General features: G+C 64.0%; 16 protein-coding genes. All 16 read right to left on the reverse strand.

The annotated features are described in order from the left end of the window. A partial coding sequence (locus PMI40_RS06870) for an oligosaccharide flippase family protein (protein WP_008113530.1) occupies positions 1-640 on the reverse strand: 640 nt, incomplete at its 3' end. A 36-nt stretch (positions 641-676) separates the two neighbouring features. Beyond that, entirely contained in the window at positions 677-1,639 is a 963-nt protein-coding gene (locus PMI40_RS22890) for a glycosyltransferase family 2 protein (protein ID WP_008113533.1), read from the reverse strand. After that, positions 1,636-2,601, reverse strand: coding sequence for a glycosyltransferase family 2 protein (locus PMI40_RS06880; protein WP_008113535.1), 966 nt, complete (start codon positions 2,599-2,601; stop codon positions 1,636-1,638). The genes PMI40_RS22890 and PMI40_RS06880 overlap by 4 nt, the downstream gene beginning before the upstream one ends. A 16-nt stretch (positions 2,602-2,617) precedes the next feature. After that, a complete protein-coding gene (locus PMI40_RS06885; RefSeq protein ID WP_008113536.1) occupies positions 2,618-3,916 on the reverse strand; it encodes an O-antigen ligase in 1,299 nt (432 codons plus the stop codon). 2 nt (positions 3,917-3,918) lie between these two features. Continuing rightward, a complete protein-coding gene (locus PMI40_RS06890) occupies positions 3,919-4,935 on the reverse strand; it encodes a family 16 glycosylhydrolase (protein WP_008113538.1) in 1,017 nt (338 codons plus the stop codon). Between the two features lie 33 nt (positions 4,936-4,968). Then, positions 4,969-6,048 (reverse strand): acyltransferase, encoded by a 1,080-nt coding sequence (locus PMI40_RS06895; RefSeq protein WP_008113540.1) that lies wholly within the window; start codon positions 6,046-6,048, stop codon positions 4,969-4,971. A gap of 55 nt (positions 6,049-6,103) precedes the next feature. Next, the gene (locus tag PMI40_RS06900) at positions 6,104-7,249 is read right to left on the reverse strand and encodes an acyltransferase (protein ID WP_040501760.1); all 1,146 of its coding nucleotides are present in this window, start codon (positions 7,247-7,249) and stop codon (positions 6,104-6,106) included. A 5-nt stretch (positions 7,250-7,254) separates the two neighbouring features. After that, entirely contained in the window at positions 7,255-9,294 is a 2,040-nt protein-coding gene (locus PMI40_RS06905; RefSeq protein WP_157221460.1) for an acyltransferase family protein, read from the reverse strand. Next, positions 9,291-10,460, reverse strand: coding sequence for an acyltransferase (locus PMI40_RS06910; protein WP_008113544.1), 1,170 nt, complete (start codon positions 10,458-10,460; stop codon positions 9,291-9,293). The genes PMI40_RS06905 and PMI40_RS06910 overlap by 4 nt, the downstream gene beginning before the upstream one ends. Before the next feature lie 4 nt (positions 10,461-10,464). Next, positions 10,465-11,136 (reverse strand): hypothetical protein, encoded by a 672-nt coding sequence (locus tag PMI40_RS22895; RefSeq protein WP_008113545.1) that lies wholly within the window; start codon positions 11,134-11,136, stop codon positions 10,465-10,467. Next, the gene (locus tag PMI40_RS22900) at positions 11,133-12,050 is read right to left on the reverse strand and encodes a DUF6492 family protein (protein ID WP_008113546.1); all 918 of its coding nucleotides are present in this window, start codon (positions 12,048-12,050) and stop codon (positions 11,133-11,135) included. The genes PMI40_RS22895 and PMI40_RS22900 overlap by 4 nt, the downstream gene beginning before the upstream one ends. Before the next feature lie 49 nt (positions 12,051-12,099). After that, positions 12,100-14,031 (reverse strand): acyltransferase family protein, encoded by a 1,932-nt coding sequence (locus PMI40_RS06925; protein WP_008113547.1) that lies wholly within the window; start codon positions 14,029-14,031, stop codon positions 12,100-12,102. A 9-nt stretch (positions 14,032-14,040) separates the two neighbouring features. Continuing rightward, the gene (locus tag PMI40_RS06930) at positions 14,041-15,222 is read right to left on the reverse strand and encodes a glycosyltransferase (protein WP_008113548.1); all 1,182 of its coding nucleotides are present in this window, start codon (positions 15,220-15,222) and stop codon (positions 14,041-14,043) included. Positions 15,223-15,235: 13 nt separating this feature from the next. Then, positions 15,236-16,417, reverse strand: coding sequence for a glycosyltransferase (locus PMI40_RS06935; RefSeq protein ID WP_008113549.1), 1,182 nt, complete (start codon positions 16,415-16,417; stop codon positions 15,236-15,238). Beyond that, positions 16,414-18,138: an exosortase B gene (gene xrtB, locus PMI40_RS06940; RefSeq protein ID WP_008113550.1), complete on the reverse strand. Its 1,725-nt coding sequence runs from the start codon at positions 18,136-18,138 to the stop codon at positions 16,414-16,416. The genes PMI40_RS06935 and xrtB overlap by 4 nt, the downstream gene beginning before the upstream one ends. 160 nt (positions 18,139-18,298) lie before the next feature. Continuing rightward, positions 18,299-19,183, reverse strand: a complete 885-nt coding sequence (gene epsG / locus PMI40_RS06945; protein WP_008113552.1) for a chain length determinant protein tyrosine kinase EpsG — start codon at positions 19,181-19,183, stop codon at positions 18,299-18,301. Positions 19,184-19,214 lie beyond the last annotated feature (31 nt).

Here is a 19,214-nt window from a genome sequence, read left to right on the forward strand (position 1 = left end):
CCGGCTGCGGCCTGCCGTACAGGCGCCCGCCCAGCCAGCCATAGAACAACATCATCAGCACCGACTGCACCGTCAGGAACAGGATCCAGTCGTCCAGCGCACTGCGCTGCAGCACCATGAAGAACGCCAGCGCCACCGCCAAGCGCGCCACCACGGTGGCGACCCGCACCCAACCGGCGCGTGCGGTATGACCATGTGCCACCATCACCAGTTCGGTCGAGGCCGACACCCGCGCCAGGCCGATCTCGGCGAACAGCGCCACGACGATGAAAGGCAGGTCGACTTCGACCCGCATCACGCCGGTGGCCACCAGCGTGCCGACCAACACCGCGATGGGCAAGGTGATGGCGATGCTCAACAGCATGTTGCCGTAGTAGGTGGCAAAGCGACTCTTGTCGCGCGACACCGCACGCACCAGCAAGTCGGCCCCGCCCATGCCGATCAATTCGACGCCCACCGCCACGATGGCCAGCAAGGCGGTATAGCGACCGAACTGCTCTACCCCCAGGCCGCGTGCGGTGATGGCGAACGTCACCAGTTGCAGGCCAAGGGCGCCCATGGTCGGCACCATGGTCGAGACGATGGTCCATAGCCGGAACTTGGCCTCCAGCCTGGCCAGCAAGCCGGCGGCGCTAGCCATGGCGCGACACCCCGGCCCACACGTTGGTCAAGGGCATCAGCGGCATTGCTTCTGCCCCGGTTCTTCGGGACGCGCATATTCGACGAAGACGTCGCCGAAGTGCGATGCCCAGCGGCCCCGGATCTTGTCGTATTCGAGCAGCCAGCCGACCATCACCGATTCGGGTTCGCGTCGGAACAACGGATACAGCGGCAATCGCGCGGTGATGCCAAGGGTCTTGGCGAAGGAGCGCAACGACTTGCCGCCGATGCTTTCCCAGCGCACGGCGTGGTTGCCCACGCGGTAGCGGCGCTGGCGCATCCACTTGAAGCCGGCCCGCGACTGCGGCACTTCTTCGTGGATCCAGGCGTCCTCGGACCAGGCCATGGGGTGGCCGCGATAGAACAACTTGCGGAAGAACACCGTATCGCCGCCCCCCGAGAGTCCGAATTTTTCATCGAACAAGGGGCGCGGCTCGTTGGCGATGGCCTGCATGTCGATCAGGAAATTGCAGGAGCAGAACACGAAAGGCTTGCCCTCGAGGAACTGGCGCTGCACCGACCAGTAGCGCGCATACTTCTGCAGATGCGCCGCATTGTCGGGAAACACAGGGCGCACCGGGCCGCCCACCACCGCCGCGCGCTCGGCCGACTGGGTCTTGAGCAACTCCACCAGCCAGCCTGGTGCCGGCCATTCGTCGTCGTCGATCATGGCCATGAAGCGCACGCCAAGACGGGTCGCTTCGTCGAAGATCGCATTGCGGGCGGCCGAAATGCCGGGCGTGCTCTCGATGATGTAGTTGGCGGCGATACCGGTGCGCGCCGAGAAACCTTCCACGGACTTCCTCACCTCGGGGTCGCTACCGTCGTTGTCCACCACGATCACGGTGGCCGGCTGGCCCAGCGTGGCCACGGCCACGGCGATGTGTTCCAGCAGCCGCTCCAGCGACGGGCGCCGCTTGTAGGTGCAAAGGCCGATCGCCAGCGAGGAATCGGGTTGCCTGTCTTGTGCGCTGGTCATGATGCATCCTTTCCATTGGTCGAAACGTATCGCGTGGTCTTGGCGCCTGCCAAGCCTGCCACGCGACCTAGATAATGCGCGATGGCCAGTGTCGAGCGCGCGCACTCGTCGCGCCTGAACATGATGGCCGCGCGGCAGGTGCGCAGCACCGATGCCGCCAGTCCTTTGAACGCGCGCCACGCAGTAGTTCTCCAGCCGTCGTAGAAACCGTCGATGCGCACCATGTAGGCGCCCGTGGTGGCATAGCGCGAAAGCAGGCTGGATACGGTCAGGCGGTCCACCGGTGCCGGTTCGATCACGATCGCCTCGTCGCACCACACGATGCGACCGCGCGCCTGCGCCACGCGGCGAAACAGGTCGTAGTCCTCCCCGCCCGAGGCGCCGTATTCGTTACGAAACAGCGGCAGCCCGATCAGCTGCGTGGTGGCGCGCGCAATGGCCAGGTTCTGGGTGGTATTGAGGGTCTTGACCGGACCCGTGCTCCAGCGCGTGCGCGCGGCAAAGATGCTGTTGCGGGCCAGGATGTTGGCGTCGGCCGGCAATACGCCCTGCACCGGGCCGCCCACCAGGTGGGCGTCGTAGCGCAGGCCGGCGCCCAGCAGGTTGGCGATCCAGCCCTCGGTCACCAGGCCGTCGTCGTCCATCATCAAGAGCCAGTCCCAATCCGGACTGACGACGCCGGCATGGGCGACCAGGGCATTACGCACCTGGGCCACGCCGCGCTCGGCGACCGGGATGCATTTGGCGGCGGGCCAGCTGGCGGCGAATTGCTCGACCACGCGCGGGGCATCGGTGCCGCAATCGTTGTCGGCCACCAGTACGAACACCTCGCGCCCCTGCAATTCGGGTAACAGCGATTGCAACAGCGCGCGCAGCAGTTCGGGACGCTTGTAGGTGGGGATGCCGACCACCAGGCGCAGCGCCGACGGGTCCCTGCCGTTGTCATTGGCAAATACGTTCATGAGAACCTTTCTAGCATCAGGCAAGTGCGTTCACGACGTGGCCGGACGCCGCCTTGGCGCCCGTCTTTTCCTGCTCGTCGCGCAGCGCCATGCCGCGCAGCAGTACCATCAGGAACCAGGCAAATCCGGTGGTGAAGACTTCATGGGTCTCGACCATGCCGTGCGCCATGTTGAAGAAGGCCACGCCTGCGCACACCAGGGTGGCACGGTCGGCGCGCAGGAACGGCGCGATCATGGCCAGGTAGATCAACACACCGGCAAAGGCGAGCAGGCCGACAATGCCGCCGTCGCCGAATGCACCGAGGAAAGCATTGTGGGGCGTGACGATGGCACCGAGATCGCTCAGCCGCAACGCCAGGGGCAAGGTCAATTCGGACAGATAGGTGTATGCGCCTGGCCCTTCCCCCAGGAAGGGCGTGTTCAACATCGAATTGAAATACATCGACCAGACGAAGGTACGGCCGGTAAATGTCGGATCCTTGCCCAGCAGTGCCAGCAATTCCGGCAACACGAAGAAGCCGAAGATCAATATCGACAACAGGCTTACCAGCAAGGTCGTCACGCCCAGCGCCACGGTCACCCGCGAACGCAGGAAACCGACCAGTCCCAGGTAGCCCAAGGTCACCAATGCCGCCACCAGAGAGCCCTTGGAACCCGACATCAGGATGCACAGGATGGCCAGGGCGACCACGAACGCAGGAAATTTCCACCGCTGGCGCGTACACATGCCGGCCGAGACCAGCATGCACAAGGTGGCAATCCATCCCAGCGCATTCTTGTTGGAGAACACCCCGCGCCAGATGCCGCCATTGGCGTGTTGCCCGATTGCCGGCACCGCCACCGAAACCAGGACCGACAGCACCATCAGCGTTGCAGTGGTGCGGAACAGGACCTTGCGCGACAGCGCCACCGGCAACTCACCCACGACGATTGCCGCAGAGAGGATGCAGAAGGTCCACAGCACCAACGCCCGAAGCGAGGTGAAGGGCGAGATGCCAAAGACGGAAGCGGTCAGGCCCGCCAGGAAAAACGGTAGCCAGGGCAGCAGCACGCGCGCCAGGAAATCGAACCCGGCCCGACCGATGTGCAGGCACAGGCCGAGCAGGATCATCAACCACAGCAGGTATTGAAACGGTACGCCCCCGATCTTGTCGGTCTGCAGCGTATCGACCCCGCCAAAGGTGCTGGGCTGGAACAGCCAGGCGCCGGAAAACAGCACGATCGACATCACCAGCATGGCCACCCAGAAAGGCTTCCAGGGTATGTCCTGGGTCGGGGCCTTTGCCAGGCCGGTGGCGTTCATCGCCGCTGGCATTCTCATTTGCCTTGACATGTCTTGACCCCATTGGAAGCAGTTGTGCAGGCATCGGGCTCACCCATGGTGAAGGCCGATATATTGTCGACGTCGAACTTGACCGGCATCGGTGTGTCGGGCGTGGCGTTGCCGACCCAGGTGCCGCCTACGGCCAGGTTGACCAGCATGTACATCGGCTTGGTGAAGGTGCTGGGCGTGGCGACCTGGCCCACCGGCTTGCGATCGATGTAGTACACGATGCGCTCGGGCATCCACAAGGCGCCATAGAGATGAAAATCCTGGTCGTAGCCCTTGAGCGGGGTGCGGCAGGCGGTCTTGTTGGCCTGGCCGACCGGCTGCTGCCAGTGAAGGGTGCTCATGATGGTGTCACGCACGTGACTGGGCGCTTCCATGACGTCGAGCTCCTGCGGCCAGGTGCGGTCGTCGGCCAGCATCCAGAATGCCGGCACCAGGTGGGGTCCGGCCGGGACCCTGGCGCGGATCTCGAAATAGCCATACATCTGGGTGAACGAACGGCGCGTCGTCAGCAGTCCCGACATGTACTGGAAGCCGCCGAGGAAATTCTCCAGTTCTTCCGGTACGCGCTCGGCGGTAATGCTCATGATGCCGTTGTCGATCTTGAACGGGTTCAGCTTGAGCGACTTGCCGGCCGTGCCGCGATAATTGGGATCGACGTAGATCTGCTGTTCGCGAATGGCTGGCGCGGTGCGCTTGACCACCCAGTCGTACCCCTGCCAACGGCGCGAGATCTGGTCAAAGCCGCCGTCATAGTGCGGCGTCCATTTGTTGGCGCTGAAATCGATCTTGTCGAAGTCGTCGAAGAAGGTGCGCTTGAGCGTGACGCTGTCCTGCGCCGGTGCGCTGACCGGCGCGCATTCGGCCGGGGCCGGGCCTGGCGGCAAGGGCAACTGCACTTGCTCCTGGGCGGTGGCCGATCCGACCGACCACGCGGCCAGCGCCAACAGTTGCCCGCACAGCAAGGATATCTTCACGGCACGGGGACGAATTCCAGGTTTCATAAGCTACTCATCGATAATTGATTCGGGTGGTCGTCAGTGCGTGGCCAGCACGGGCGGCTTTTGCCGCGCGCGCAACCTGTCGTTGAGGTAGTTGGTGATCGGCTTCTCGATCAACACATGCACCACCGCGCCCACGGCCAGAGAAACGATACAGCTCAGTGCGACGTAGGCGTAAGGCTGCTGCCAGCCGGCACGCCCCCACACCACCGAGACCAGGTTGAGCGAAAACGGATGCGACAGGTAAAGCGCATAGGACGAATCGCCCAGGAACACCAGCGCCTTCTTCAGGCCGGTGGTCTCGGGCTTCTGCTCGACCAGCACGGCACCGCCACAGATGAGCAACGCCGGCAGGCCCATCCACAGGAACCGCACCGTCCAGTATGCCGTGGCAATGCCGGCCGCCTTGAGCACGAACATCAGCGCAAAGCCGGCGGCGATGGCCATCACTGCCGCCAGGGGCGACACCCGCAGGCCACGCTCGCGCGCCATTGCCAGCGCGATCCCCATCAGGAATTCGAGGATGATGGGATTGGTCCAGAACATGAACGGCTGCTGGCGCACGACATCGAACATGCCCACCAGCGCGAAGGCGCCGATCAGGCCGAACACCAGCCCCAGCCCAAGTGTGCGCCTAAAGCACAGGGCCAGGCTGAAGACCATGTAGAAAAAGAATTCGTAGTTCAGCGTCCATCCCAGCATCAGCACCGGATACGCGCCGCCATAGGCATTGTTGACTGGAATGAAGAAGAACGAGGCGATGACGTTGGCCATCGACAGCTTCGAATGGGTGATGTGACCGGCGAAGACCACGGTGGCCAGCAGCATGGCCAGGGTAAACAACCAATATGGCGGCGCGATCCGTATCAGCCGACGCACCAGGAAGTTGCCGGCCGCGCCGTCACGGCCGAAGGCCGAACTGGAAATGGCATACATGATGAAACCGCTGATGACGAAGAAGATATCCACGCCGCCGGCCAGGTAGATGGCATTCCAGGGCACGTAGTGGGCGCCGCCGAAGGTCATCTTCTCGGCCTCGTGCTGGACGTGGCTGAGCAACACCATGGCCGCGGCCAGGAAACGCAATATCTGTAAATTCGGTAAGGTGGTCTTCATGTTGCCGATCTGTATTGAATATCTGTCATGCCTTCTTTGGTCCAAGTATCGCGCTTCAAGTTTGCAGGCTCATGACCCATTTGCGGGCCGGCTCCTCTACCCAGCGCCAGACTGCATAGCCGACCACGATGGCCAGCACGATGCCGCCGGCCCATAGCGGAAACGCCAATTGCAGGTCACTGGCGATGTCCAGCTGGAAATAACGCCGGGCCACGCGGCATACCAGCACGATCAAGGTCTCCACCAGCGCGTGCGTCATGTACATGCTGTAGGAGATCTTGCCGAAGAACAACAGCACCGGACGCCGCAACGCGGCCTGGAACCAGTTGCCCGACAAGGCGGACAAGACCATCGCCGGCGCCAGCAGCACCGCCCACGGCGCCCACTGCTCGTGGCTCAGCGCGACCACGGTCGCCAGCACCAGCACCGCGGCAGCCAGGCCCGAGCCGAACCAGTGGGCAGGCGCGATGCGATACAGCAGTGCCCCCGCCAGGAACAACGGAAACACCCGCAGCAACACCAGCACGCCATTGGTCGGATACTGGTCGGGCTGCAGGTTCTGCAGGTACAGCGCCAGCGGCACCAGGGTACATGCGATCACCGCAAGAATCGCGCCTACCCGGCCGATGCGCGCGACCCACGGCACCATCAACGGAAACAGCAGGTAGGCGTGCCATTCGGCACTGATCGACCAGGCCGGGTAATTCCAGGAGCGATAGTCGATCCAGGGGCCATGCAGCATCAGCAGCGATCCGACGTAGGCGCCGAGACTGTAGCGGCCCTGCCAGGCATACAGTTCGGGCTGGCGATACAGCACCGGCAACATGATGAGCAACATCGCCGTCATGGCAAACACGTGTACCGGGTACAGCCGCGCCACACGCGCCCACATGAACCTGAAGAAGGCCTTCAGCCCGGCGCCCTGCGAAAACGCCTTGCCGTAGACGTGCATCATCACGAAGCCACTCATCAGGAAGAACACGTCCACCGCATACCAGGCCTGGGTCAGGATCACCAGGCGATCATGCAGCAGGTCGCGCACACTGGCCAGCGACCCGTAGAGGTGATAGCAGACCACCATCAACGCCAGCATGCCGCGCAAGCCATCGAGTTCATGGATACGCAGCGCCGCGCGCTTGGGTGGCAGCACCATGCGTACCTCCGGCTGGGCGACAGCCGGCTCGAGTTCGGCGTGTTGCATCGGCCTCACCGGGCGCCTCCGGCGGCCGGTTCGAACGCCCGGCTCCATAGCGACTTGAGCGCGATGCCGCCGGAACGCGACAGGTGGTTGTCATCGGCGTACAGCACCACCCCATCGCGTATCACCCCGCAGGATTGCGCATCGCACAACGACGCACCGACATCGATCACCCGGAACGGCGTGGGCGAGGCCTGCGCCAGCTTCTTGAAGGCGCCGCGCATGTCGAGCTGGCGCTTCTCATGGTCCGAATGCAGCAGGTCCACCTGCTGTGGCCGGCCAAACAAACTATGCATGGCCATGGCGCGCGGGACGTCATAGCGTTGCTCGGGAATGTAGGCGAAGATGGTGATGTTGCGCCCATCCAGCGCATGCAGCGTGCGCACCATGCCACGCTCGAACGCATTGCGGTTCTCGTCGTAACCCAATTGCCGCGTTTCATCGTCCTTGAGGAACCAGCCGCTCTGCTCGAACTGGCCGAAACGCGTTCCCAGGAAGGCCGAGGTCCAGCGCGCCACGATGATTACGTCCCTGATCTCGGGATGACGCTCCATCAAGCCCAAAGTGGCATTCATGACCCCATTGCACGACAGGTTGTCGGTCTGCTGCACGCCGGCCAACGGGAAGCAGCCGCTATGGGTCAGGACCAGGCCGCGCCTGCCGGCATCCTTGGCCGCCTGGTCGACGCCGGGCGCGACGGCGTCGCCGAAGCTGTCGCCGATCAGCGCAAAGCTCAAGGGCGCGGCCGGCGCGCCCAGGCTGCACACATCGTCACTGTCGAGTCGCGTGCGGGACGGGCTGTCGCAGGCATTGCGCGCCGGGTTGGTATCGAGTGCGGTGGCGGCATAGGCGCGCGCCTGCGGCGAGAACCGGCCCGGGATGCCGCCGGTCAGGTGCACCACCAGCGCGAAGCCCACGCCGACGGCGGTGACCGCACCGGTCAGGCCGAAGACCTGGCGACGCGAGAAACCCAGCGTCTTGGCGTCGCGCCAGGGTTGCTCGACCCACTTCCAGCTGGCCCATGCCAGGCAATAGACCAGCGCCATGTAGAGCACGATCTCCCAGCCGTGCAGCTTGCGAAACAGCAGATACTGTGCGGCGACGATGATGGGCCAGTGCCACAGGTACAGCGAATACGAGATCTTGCCGGTCCATACCATCGGCCGGGTCGACAGCCAGCCATTGGCACCGGCCGCGCCGCCCTGCCCCGCATAGATCAGCAAGGCCGCGCCCAGGCATGGCAGCAGCGCCCGTTCACCGGGAAATACATCGTGCGGCGAGAACAGCAGGATCGCCGCCATCATGGCGCCCAGGCCGACGAACCCCACCAGCGTGCGCACGCCGGAAGTGCGCAGCGGCGGGATCGCGCCGGTGGCCAGCAAGGCGCCGATGAGCAACTCCCAGATGCGGTCGAACGGCAGGTAGAACGCCGCATTGGAAGCAGCCCTGGCCTGCCAGATCGAGAACACGAACGACACCACCGCCAGCGCCATCAGCACACTCACCAGGTGGCGCCGCGCATGCCGCCACAGCAGCAGCACCAGGATCGGGAAGAACAGGTAATACTGTTCCTCGACCGCCAGCGACCAGGTATGCAGCAAAGGCTTGCTCTCGGCCGAAGGGTCGAAGTAGCCACTCTTGAGATAGAAATAGATGTTGGACGAAAACACCACCGTCGCACCCACGCTCTGGGCCAGCAGCTTGAAGTCGATCGGCACGTAGATCACCGCGCACATGACGATGGTGAAGACCACCATCACCAGCAGGGCCGGCTGGATGCGCCGTATGCGGCGCTCGTAGAAGCGGCCGATGGAGAACTTGCCGGCCTCGAGCTCATGGAAGATGATGTTCGAGATCAGGTAGCCGGAAATGACGAAGAAGATGTCGACCCCGACAAAGCCACCCTTGAGCACGCCCACCCCGGCGTGGTACAGCACCACCGACAGGACGGCCAGTGCGCGCAGGCCGTCGATATCGGGGCGGTAGGCCGTCGACTTCATGGCCGCAGGTGCCAGATTGGCGCGAAGTTGTTGATCTGAATGGCTCATGCTTGCGGTACCTGTTTGGCCTTGGCCGGCGCCGTCCCGGTCTTCATCAACCAGTGGCGTGCCGGGTCTTCGATCCATCGGCACACCAGGTATCCCAGGCATACCGCCGCAATCACGCCCGCACCCCAGGCGCAGAAGGCGACTACCGGATCGGCCGCCAGATCGCGGTGTGCGTATTTGCTGGCGGCTCCCATGGCAACGCTGATGAAGCGTTCGACCAGCGCGTGCGTCATGTACAGGCTGTACGAAATCCTGCCCAGCAACAGCAGGCTGTCATGGCGTAACGCGGCCTGCAACCAGTTCGGCGACATGGCCGCCAGTACCAGCGCCGGCGCCAGCAGTACCGCCGCCGGCGCCCACCTGTCGATACTCAACAGCACCAGCGTCGCCAGCACGATGAGCAACGCCGCCAGCCCGGAGCGCAAGACACGCTGGCTCCTGAAGTGGAACAGCAGCATCCCCAGCAGGAACAGCGGCAGCACACGGGCCAGCACCACCACGCCGTTGGTCGGATACTGATCGGGCTGGACGTGCTGCAGATACAAGGCGAACGGCACCAGCACGCAGGCCAGCGCCACTATGGTCGCCATGGCACGCCGGAGGCGCAACACCACTGGCACCAGCAGCGGGAAGAGCAGATAGGCGTGCCACTCGGCACTGATGGACCAGGACGGGTAATTCCACGAGCGGTAGTCGATCCATGGTGCATGCAGCATCAACAGCGAGCCTGCGAAAGCCCCGGCGCTGTAGCGTCCGCCAAGCGCGAAGAATTCGCCGGCACGCGAGGTAGCCAGCACCATCACCAGCATCAGGATCATGCTCAATAGATGCACCGGATAGAGGCGGGCCACGCGCGCCCACATGAACGTCCCGTAGGCGGCAACGGTGCTGCCCGCGGCGAACACCCCGGAATAGACGTGCATCATCACGAAGCCGCTCATCAGGAAGAACACATCGACTGCATACCAGGCCTGGCTGAAAATGGGCGCGTATTGCCACAGCGTGGATTGCACCAGCGGCAGCGAGCCATACATGTGATAGGCAACGACAAACAACGCCAGCAGACCGCGCAGGCCGTCCAGTTCATGAATGCGCACGGCCGGGGCAGCGGCCGCTGCCGTGGCAAGGATGGGCTGGTGGATAGGCTGGTGCTGGAGCGAGGCCATTGTTTCAACCTTCCCAGGTCTTGGAGAAAGAGTGCTTGTCGTCATCCGGGCGCTGCTTGATGATGCGCGCCGGCACGCCGCCGATGATGACACGCTGCTCGGCGATACGCTTGGTGACCACCGCGCCCATGGCCACGATCACCTGGTCGCCCACGCCGCTACCCGGCGAAAAGCGCACTGCCGAGCCGAGAAAGGACTGTTGCCCGATCGAGATGTCGCGATTCATGGTACCGGCGCCGTGGGTGAGGAACTGCGAGGCGAACCCGGCGACCCAGGTACCGTCGCCGATGCGGATCTCGCCCAGCACGTCGAACAGGTGCGATTCGTTGATCAGGCAGTTGTGCCCGACCACGAACCTGCGCGCGTAGTTCATGTGCCTGACGTTGTCGTGGGCGGCGCCATCGCCGCATTCGATCTTGTTGTAGCGTCCCACGAATACCTTGTCGCCCAGCTTGACCGCAATCGGTCCGATGAAGGTGGTGCCGCGACGGATCAGCACATTGGCGCCGGCCTCGAAGCTGTCGACCGCGATCTGCACTTGCCAACCGATGCGTGTGCCGGGTCCGAAGCGATATCCCATCAGCATTTGATAGCCGAGCCTGCGCAGGCCGCCGAGGGGCAGGTGGGCAATGGCCAACGCCAGGATACGGCGAATCTTGGTGTGCTTGACTTTCACGAGGCCACTCCCTGCAGTCGGATCACTTCGTCCAGGGTCTGCTTGCGCTTGGCCAGGCTCATGTCGATGGTCGACTGGATGTGCAGCGCCACATGCTGCGGCTTGACGGTGGCGGCCATGGCCTGGGCGCTGAAGTTGGCGTCCGGGGTCCAGTAGGAGCAGGTCAGGCCTGCCGGGTCGAGCACCTGGCGATGCTGCTCGGCCGCCAGCACGGCTTCGACGAAGACCCCGTAGAGGATGTATTCGGAGATATCGCGCTTCTTGGCCAGGGCCACGATCCAGTCTTCACCGGTGACCTCGGTAATGCGCTGCTGCAGTTGCTGCAGCACATCGCGACGCCAGCAGATCAACTGCCCGATGTAGTTGAACAGGTCACCCTTGAAGTCCTCGGCGCCGACCAGCTTGAGGGCATTGCGGTGCCATTCGATGTGCGAGGTCATGCCGGCATGGATCGGCTTCTGGGTCAGCTTGAGGGCGCCATCGATATAGAGGTCGTCGGCGGTCAGTTCGCGAAACAGCAGCACGTCGCTGTCGACGAAGACCATCACTTCGGCATCGGTGTATTCGGTGGCGGCCAGCTTGATCAGTTGCTGGATCACCCAGCCACTCAGGCGCCCTACTCCCAGCTTGTACCACTGTTCCTTGAAACGGCGGTCGATCAGCCCCGGGATCACCAGTCGCTTGGGCAACGGCAGCTTGAAGAAGCCGTGGCGCTTGAGCACCGCTTCCTTGGTCATGACGATGCGATTGGCCGACTGCAGCACCGAGAACATGCTGCGATCCGATTCCGGCACGATCAGGATGTGCTTGAACGGTACGCGGCAATACCGGTCCAGGCTGGCACTGAGGTCCTTGACGTACTCGAAGTCGTTACGGTACGACGGGGTAACGATGGCGATGGGAGAATGTTCCATACGGTGCGGTTCTTTGGTCAACTTGTTCTTTGATGAATGGACCCGGTCCTCAAGGACGCGGCCCATTTGCGGCTGGCACGCTGGCGACCGTGTCGACCGGCTTGCGCCCGTCGAGCACCGGCATCATGAGTCCCACGACATAACGCGATCCTTCGACGGTGAGATGGCCATAGTCGAATTGCAGCGGCACGCCATTGTCGACCGTCACCTTGCAGCTGCGCTGGGCGCACAACGCCCCGATCAGCGAGAAATATTGCGCACCGGCCCCCACGGCGACCTCGCGCAATTGCGGGTCGAGGGCGAACGGCCCCGACGCCAGGCCCTGTGCGGCAGCCTGCTGCTGGTTGCTGGAGGCGCGTACCAGGAAGCGCGGCAGGGCCGACACATACTGCTGGATCGGACCTACCACCACGACCCGCTTGGCGTGCTGCCTGGCCGCGGCGATCACCTTGGGCAAACCGGGCAGGTCGGCCCGGGTCCAGCGCCCGGCCAGCACCACCACATCGACCGGATGGGCCGGCAGCCATTCGGTGACGATCTGGCTGACGAACTTCTGGCAAGCGCCCTTGGGTTGCGCCAGGTCGGCAATGGCGGGACGGCAGCCGGTATGCGTGGCCTGCAGCACGTTGATGCCTGCGGCGCCGGCTTCGGCCTGCAGGCCCGGCCACAAGTGCGCGGCATGGCTGTCGCCGATGAACAGCAGATTGGGGCTGCCCGACCTGGTCTGCAGGCATTGCGCCGCATCGAATTTCTGGTTGTCGCCGACCACGAAGCAAGTGCCGCCGCGATATTCGTGGTCGCCGTCGTAGGTTTCGTACCTGGCGGCGGCCAGTTGCTGTTCGTTGAAGCGTTGCGGCCAGCCTTGCGGCACCACGTACAGCAGGCCCACCACCAGCCCCAGCGCAATGGCCACGCCGGCGCGCCCCAGCACCTGTCGATTCGGCACGGCGGCACTGACATGGCGGAACGGCCGCTCGACATAGCGCCACGACAGGGTACCCAGCACGAACGAGGCCAGCAGTTCGATCACCTTGACGGTCCAGGTCTGCTCGCGCAGCAGGCCGATCTGGGTGAAGACGATCACCGGCCAGTGCCACAGGTACAGTGAAAACGAGATCTTGCCGATGAACACTGCCGGCTGCCACGACAGCAGGCGCCCCACCAGTGAATTGCCGCCACTGCCGGCCAGGATGATGGCCGCTGCCCCCACGCAGGGCAACAGGGCGGCCGCGCCCGGGAAAGGCACGCTGTCGTTGTAGAACTTGATGGCCACCAGGATCATCAGCAGGCCGAGCGCGGCCAGCACCTCGCGCAGCCAGCGACGGTTGGCCGGCAGGCCGGGGAAGATCGCCACCAGCGCGCCCGCCATCAGTTCCCAGGCGCGGGTCGGGATCAGGTAGAAGGTAGCCGTGGCATCATGCTTGAGCAGCCACACCGACCACCCCAGCGAGACTACCGTGATGATCACGGCACCCCAGCGGATCGCGGTCTGGCGGCTGGTCGACAGTGCCATCAGGATCAACGGCCAGAACAGGTAGAACTGCTCTTCCACCGCCAGCGACCAGGTATGCAGCAAGGCCTTGGTGTGCGAGTCGGGCGCGAAGTAGCCGCTTTCCGAGTAGAACAGGATATTGGACGAGAACAGTGTGGTGGCCGCCACCGACTTGCCATAGCGCAGCAGCTCGGCCGGCAGCATCACCAGCGCAGCCAGCACCGACACCACCAAGAGCATCACGAACAAGGCGGGGAAGATGCGCAGCACCCGGCGGCGATAGAAATCGGCGATCGAGAACGTGCCCTGGCGCAATTCGCGCACGATGATGCCCGTGATCAGGTAGCCGGAAATGACAAAGAAGACGTCCACCCCGACGAAGCCACCGAAGAAGCCTGGAAAGCCGATGTGGAACAGCACCACGGGCAGGATCGCCACGGCGCGCAAGCCATCGATGTCGGGGCGGTAGGCCTGATGGGAAGTCTTCATGAATCCGCCTTATGCCGCCAGTGCCGTCAACAGCGCCTGCCCGCGATCGCTCCAGCGAAACAGGCTGCGCGCCCGTTCGAAGGCGATATCCTGCATGGCATCGAGCGCGGCGACGTCGTCGATGCGCGCCACTACCGCTTCGGCCAGCGCGGCGTGGTCGGGGGACTGGATCATCTGTTGGCGCAACTCGGCTGGCAAGCCGGCCACGGCGTCGCTCAGCGTGGCCACCGGCAGGCGCTGGAAGATATAGTCGAGGAACTTCAACTTGAAACCGCCGCCGATGGCCTCCGGCACCAGCGCAATGCGTGCCTTTTCGTAGATCGGCGCCGGATCATCGACGAAACCGTGCAGCACGGTCGCCTTCAGGCCGGGCTCGAGCTCGCGACGCAACGTGGCAGGCATGTCGCCCACCACATCGAACACGATGCCGGCATCGGCGAAGATAGCGTCGGCAATGCGCAGGAACTGCCGCAGGTTGTCCTGCTTGGCGGCCCAGCGGAAAGAGCCGACCATGATCACGTGGCGCGGGCCGCTGGCGTCGATGCGACGGCTTTCATTGACCCGGCCGTTGTAGCCGGGCGTAAGCACCAGCGTCTTCACGCCGGGGCTCTGTGCGGTGAAGGCGGCGGCATCCTCGGCGGTGATGGCGGTGACCACATCGACCGTGTCGACCATGTGGCGCTCCATGGCCTTGACCTTGAAGTAGTTCTGCCAGAAACCGGCGCGCTTGATCAGCCCGGCGTCGGAATCGGCGGCCACGGCGCGCAACACCTTCTCTTCGTGGTTGTGGGCGATGTAGGCCAGGCGCGGACGACGGGTGCCCTGGGCCAGCTTGCTGCGTTCGAATTCACGCAACGCCCAGCCGGATGCGTAGTGGTCGAACACGATGGCATCCCAGGGCTGCGCATACAGCGCACGCAGTTCGGCGCGATAGCGTTCGGTGGCGTGCATGGCCGCCACCAGGGGCATGGTCGACAGCAGGGAGCGGGCGGTGCCGTAGCGGCCGCCGTCGACGCTCTTCCATTGGATACGGCTGGCCGCCGGCGGCGCCTTGGTGTGTTGATCGGCAATGCCGATGAAGGTCAGCTCGCCGTTGGCGACGGCAAACGATTCCGACAACTGCGCGGTGTAGATGCGGTCTCCGCTGTCGGCCGGATACGGGGTTTCACGGGCAATCCATAAACATTTCATTATCAGCCTGCCTTTACTTGTCTTTTGCCTTGCGCGCGCTGGTGGGCGGTTCCCACACCTGGTAACGCGCGCCTGTAATGCCTTGCCACACGCCCAGGCCGGCGCCGACGAAGGCCATCAGGATATTGGTCACGGTGGAAAACGGCTTGATGCCCAACTTGATGCCCAGCACCAGCGTCAGGGCCGTCAGCAGCGCCAGTGCCAGCGCCAGCCAGCCGGCGCCGGCCACCACCAGTGCCAGTTCCAGCAGCACCCAGCCCAGCGTCAGGAACACGATGCCGAACCAGCGGATGAACTTGTGCGACAGGTACATGTAGAGCGTCAGCGCGCTCATCTTCGAGATCACCGGCCACAGCGTGCGGTGGGCATTGAAGCCCTGGGCGGCGATACGGATCTTGCGGCGCATTTCCTCGCCATCGTTGGTCACCGAGGGCTCGGACGACTTGGCATGCTGGGACTGGATCACGCGATAGCCATCGGCCATGATCATGAACGGGATGAAGAAGTCGTCCACGATGTCTTCCGGGGGCGCGTGGCGCAGCGGCTTGCGCAGCGCATACAGCGAGCCGTCCAGCGTCATGATGGAACCGATATCGCTTTCCAGTTGCTTGATCTTTTCCTCGATGCGCCAGTACAGGGCATTGGAGGCGGCGTTGACCGAGCCGTTGTGGTCGGTGAAGACCTGCTTGCCGCATACCGCCCCCACTTCGGGATCGGCGAAGTGCTGGCGAAAGTGCGCAAAGGCCTGGGCGTCGATCTCGACACTGGCGTCGGTGAAGCACAGGATGTCGGCCTTGGACATGGCCACCAGGCGGTTCATGCCTTCGGTCTTGCCACGTCGGCGCTCGGCGATGAGCAAGCCGTCGAGCTGCGACTCGAACTGGCGCGCGATATCCGGGGTGCGGTCGCTGCAGAAATCGACATGCACCAGGATCTCCAGGTCAGGCTCGGCGGCGCGCAGGGCGATCAGGCGCGTGATGGTATCGGCAATGACCTTCTCTTCGTTATAGGCGCATACGCAGATGCCGAAGCGCAGCTTGGACGCATCCGACAGCGGCAGCAGCGTGGCGTTGGGCGCGTTGTGATCGCGCACGCCCATCGCCCGCAACAGCACCAGCGACATCGGATAGGTAATGAAAGGATGGATGGCCAGCAGGATGCACACCGCCGCCAGGACGAACAGAAGGCCGGTCATTTGATCGCTCCGGTATTGGCCATGGCCACGTTGAGCTTGTCGGCGCCGCCGGTGAGCAGCAAGGCCTTGGCCTGGGGCCCCACCGCACCCACAAGGTCCTTCAGGAATCCTTCCTGCAGCAGGTAGGCGGCCTCGACCTGGGCGGGGTCGGTCATCAGGCTGGAAGCCCGCACCAGGATGCCATCGGGCACCTTGCCGTCGAGACCGTCCTTGAGCAACTTCATGCGGGTTTCCCAGCCACCGCGGGGAAACGCGTCACCCATGCGGATCCAGTAGCTGACGGCTTCGATGCGGTTTTTGTTCTGCATCAGGAAGCGGTCGCCGGTGACGCTCATGCCAGGCGCGGCCGCTATCTCGACCCGCGCATGGTTGAGCTCGACGAAACCCTGCGCGGTATAACAGACTTCGGGGCGGTGGATCTTGACTTCCTGGCGTTGCTGGCGGGCGTAGGCCAGCGCCAGCATCACCTGTTCGCCCTGGGCGTTGCGATAGGTCTTCATGACCACCGAATCGTAAGGCTGCTCGCTGCTGTTGCCGCCCTCCTCGCCCACCGACAGGTCCACCTGCAGGTAGGGCGATGGCACTTCCACCCATTGGCCGAAGCGGTGCGGGATCATGGTCTCGATATCCGGCGTGCGGCCGACCACTTCCGGTTGCGGCATCACCGCCATCGAGATGCCCTGGGTCAGCGCCATGGTCACGGCCACGGCAGCCGCGCCCTTGACACCGATGGCGAACAGCCCCGCATTGCGTTGCCACAGCAGCCCCTGCGACTCCTTCGGTGGCACGGCCACTGCAGCCGTGGCTGCGTGCGGGCGGGACCGTTCACGACGCTCCACCAGCCACACCAGCGTGTTGTCGATGGCCATGATCAGTCCCAGTGCCGTCAGGAACAGCACCATGCCGGCGAAGCCGTGCAGGAAGCCCTGGCCAGCGGCGTCGCCCAGGTAGTAGGTGATCAGCGCCAGGATGATCACGCGAATGGTGTTGGAGGCGAACGAGATGGGGATGATCAGCATCGCCAGCACGGTATTGCGCAATACCGAATGGTGACGCACCAGGTTCATGTAGAGCAGGCCCAGCGCTTCCAGCGTGAACAGCGAATTGAGGCCGGCGCAGGCGTCGGCCACCAGCAGCTGGTATTGCCCGATGACCAGGATCACACCGTCGCGCGCGACCGGATAACCGATGCCATGCAACACCAGCTGGGTGACCGCCGAGACCGCGATCTTCATCGGCAAGGTCACCGCGTCGACGAAGGTCGAGGGCAGCGGGATCATGAACATCATGAAGAAGAACGCGAACCACATGCGGCGGCAGGTCTGCCAGCCATAGAAGAAGATGATCACGCCGGCCAGCACCGGGATGAGTGAACCGACTTCGAAGATATGCAGGCTCTGCGAGCGTCCCAGCACGAAACTGAGCAGGCCCAGCAGCAGCACCAAGGCGCCCAGCAGCGGACGCGGCGCACGCACGATCTCGCCGGCGCGCAGCAACTGCCGGATGCGGATGTAGAAAAAGCCGAACGACACCACCAGCACGATGGGGCCGTGCGCATTACGCTCGGTGCCCCAGGGCCCGTGGAACAGGTCGATCACGGTGGGCACGTACAGCAACAGGATGCCCAGCACCACCACCAGCCATGGCAGCAGCAGGCCGCGCTTGCCGGCGGGCAGGCGGTCTACTGGGGACTCCGCGCTTTGCATACCTGTTAGAGACATATCGTGACTCTCGAAAACGGAAGACCTGGAACACCGGCATCGATGCGCAAAAAAAGCGGGTGCAATCGAAGCGATGGCGGCAGGCCTATGAAGCTTGAGGGCGCAAGCTCCCGGGGATGTCCGCTTCGACACCCCTGGCTAGCTGCTACGTCGGGATTGCTTAAAACTCGTTAAGAACGGATCCGACCACTGCCACGCCGGACTGCGACAACTGTTCGCTCAGGCCGCGCACTGCCGACACATGGCTCAGGTGCTTGCGCGCCACGATCACTGCGGCACCGGCCCGTACCGCGACGGTCTGGACGTCGGCATATTCGGTGCTGGCCGCGGTATCGATGAGGATCACGTCGAAGTCGGGCGCCAGTTCGGCGAGCAGCTGCGTGAACGCCGGGCGTCCCAGCAGCTCCTGCGGGTTGGGCGCCTTGGGGCCGGCCGGCAGCACCGACAGGCCGAGCAAGGCCGGGATGCGAATGACCGGATCTTCGCCGCGACCGGTCAGCATCGACGACAGGCCGCTGGAATTCTTCAGGCCGAACAGTTCATGCTGGCGCGGATGACGCATGTCGGCATCGATGAGCAGCGTGCGCTCGCCGAGTTGCGAGAACACCACCGCCAGGTTGGCGGCCAGGAAGCTGCGACCTTCGCCGCGGCCAGGGCTGGTCACGGCCAGCACCTTGCGTTCGGCCTCGGTGTCGAACCAGCGCAGCATCAACTGGCTGCGCAGTGCGCGCAGTGCCTCGACCTGGGCATCGAAGGGATTGTAGGCGGCGATCAATTCGGCGCTGACGGCGCTCTGGCCCTTGCGCAGGTAGGGATAGTCGAACTGGCTCGACAGCGCCTGGTCGATGTCTTCCTGGGTCAACAGCCGCAACTCGATGGCGGCGTCGCCGAAGCGCATGCCCTTCTCTTTTTGCAGCCGCAGGATACGTTCGGCATTGTCGGGCGTGAGCACGCCGCTGTCGATCAGGATGGCGCCGATCGAACGGCCCGGCAATTTGCCACTGGCAGCGCCAATGGACTCGGAATGAAATTGTGCGGTTGTCATATTGTTCTGGTTCCGGTGAGGTGGCTCAATG

The organism is Herbaspirillum sp. YR522 (assembly GCF_000282575.1).
GTDB lineage: Bacteria > Pseudomonadota > Gammaproteobacteria > Burkholderiales > Burkholderiaceae_D > Herbaspirillum.